Origin of the sequence: Frankia sp. R82 (assembly GCF_023716925.1) — a bacterium.
In the GTDB taxonomy this organism is placed as follows: Bacteria; Actinomycetota; Actinomycetes; order Frankiales; family Frankiaceae; genus Frankia.
The window spans coordinates 1-2042 of record NZ_JAMQQG010000134.1 but is presented as its reverse complement, the minus strand read 5'-3'; the positions used below and the strand labels follow the sequence as shown (position 1 = coordinate 2042).

General features: G+C 60.2%; 1 protein-coding gene. It reads right to left on the bottom strand.

Features of this window, described 5'->3' with window-relative positions; all coding sequences use genetic code 11:
* Positions 1-170: 170 nt before the first annotated feature.
* On the bottom strand, positions 171-1415 hold the full coding sequence (ltrA, locus tag ND747_RS16150) for a group II intron reverse transcriptase/maturase (RefSeq protein WP_251734438.1): 1245 nt from the start codon (positions 1413-1415) through the stop codon (positions 171-173).
* Positions 1416-2042: the final 627 nt, after the last annotated feature.

Genomic DNA, 2042 nt, shown 5'->3' with positions numbered 1-2042 from the left:
CTCATCGACCTGGGTGTCCACCGGTCCCATTCACGGCCACGGACGTCGAACGACAATCCGTTTTCGGAAGCCCAGTTGCCGGGTAGCGGGCAGGGATCTCACCTGCCCGCCCCCACAGATCCGGACATGAACCTCTCAGCTCATCCGACTCGTGCCCTCCAGTCCTTCGATCAGTACCGCATCGCCCAGTGCACGAACAGGTTGGGCTCCCGTTCCCGGACTACCTTCAACCATTGCCGCGCCCGCCGTTCGCTGCGGGACAGTCGCCTGTATTTCCACCGCGCCCAGCGCATCAGATGACGGTCGATACGCTTGTACAGTGGGATCACCATGGTCGGGTAGAACGCGGTGAAGTAGTTCAACCAGCCCCTCAGGACCGGGTTCAGCCACCGCGCGATCTCGGCGAGGGTTTGATTCGTGCGCCGATGGATCCGCCAGGATGCTATCCTGCGGCTCATCTCAGCCAGCTTCTCCGGAGCCACCGCCGGCAGGAAACCTGTATAGACCTGCTTCCGTTTCCTATCGAAGGCCATCCGAGGACGAAATGCATACCCGCAGAACGTGAACGTCACCTGCTCGAACTCCTGGCGACGTCGGCTATCCTTGCAGTACACGATCCGCGTCTTGTCAGGATGCAGCTGTAGCCCGATCTGGACGAACCGGCGTTCAACTGCCTCCCATACCTGACGAGCTTGCCTTTCGGTTAAACAGTGGATCACCACGTCGTCTGCAAAACGTTCGAACGCCACTGTCGGAAATTCTCTTGCCAGCCACGTGTCGAATCCGTAATGCAGGAACAGGTTGGCGAGCAACGGGGAGATAGGGCCGCCCTGAGGCGTCCCTTTCATCCGGGCCGCGAGGGTGCCGTCGGGCATCAGCATCGGAGCTTTGAGCCAGCGTTCCACATACAGCCGGACCCATTTCGAGTCCGTGTGCCGCTCAACCGCTTTCAGCATCAGATCCCATGGCACGGAGTCGAAGAAGGATCGGACGTCGAGGTCGACAACCCAGTCCCTCTTGAGACACCGCTGTCGGCATACCGCAACCGCATCCAACGGGGAACGCCCTGGACGGTAGCCGTAGGAGTCGTCATGAAATACCTTCTCCACGTTCGGCTCCAGCGCCATAACCGCCGCCGTTTGCGCCACCCTGTCGACCACGTTCGGGATACCAAGAACCCTTGTCCCACCCTTTTTGGGTATCTCCACCGCGCGGACCGGACCGGGGAAGTAACTACCCGATGACATACGATTCCACAGTTTGTAGAGGTTGTCTTTCAGCCTCTCCTCGAACTGATCGATCGATACACCGTCAGCCCCGGCCGCTCCTCCATTCTCCCTCACTTTCAACCATGCGTCCCATACCAGAAGCTTGGGAATTTTATGCGACTTGACCTGAGACCTCGGCTCACTCATGTGACTCCTCCCATTCCTGGTTGGCCACACGTGTTCGCCTGGATGGCCCCGCCCCTTGGCTCCACCCCCACTGCGATACGCAGAGGATTCACAGCTACTACGGGCAAGTCCGCCGGCGTGTCCCGCATCGGTACTCTGCTCCTCGCGGTTCTCGCCGCTTGGAGTCCTCCCTCTCGACGCCAGAATTCGGCGTCCATATCGGGACACACCTTCACACGTTCCATACGAGAGCCTGGCCCGGACTCATGCTGCCTATATGCCGGAGACCGCCTGGGCAGTAAACGGGTATCTCCCAGACTTGTCCCGGAGTAGTTTTGCGACTCCGGTTTTGATCTCGCCTGACTTCATTTCGACACGTCAACGGCAGAGGGCTGTTCACCCATCGCTCATCTTTCCGGGCCTCACCTGACGCGATCCAGTCGCGCCTTTTCCCGCGACGCTCACCACAACGGTCTTCAGCCAATGCGGCTCGGGGTGGTTTAGAGCCTCTCCCCGCAGAGCGGCTCTGGAGGGCCAACAAACCTCCATCTCCCATACAGCACCGCGGTCCCAGGGCTGCGGCAAGTTTGCTGGGTAGCGACTTGTGGGTCGTGTCGAGGGTCTGCGGTGGATGTGGGATGTGAGGAC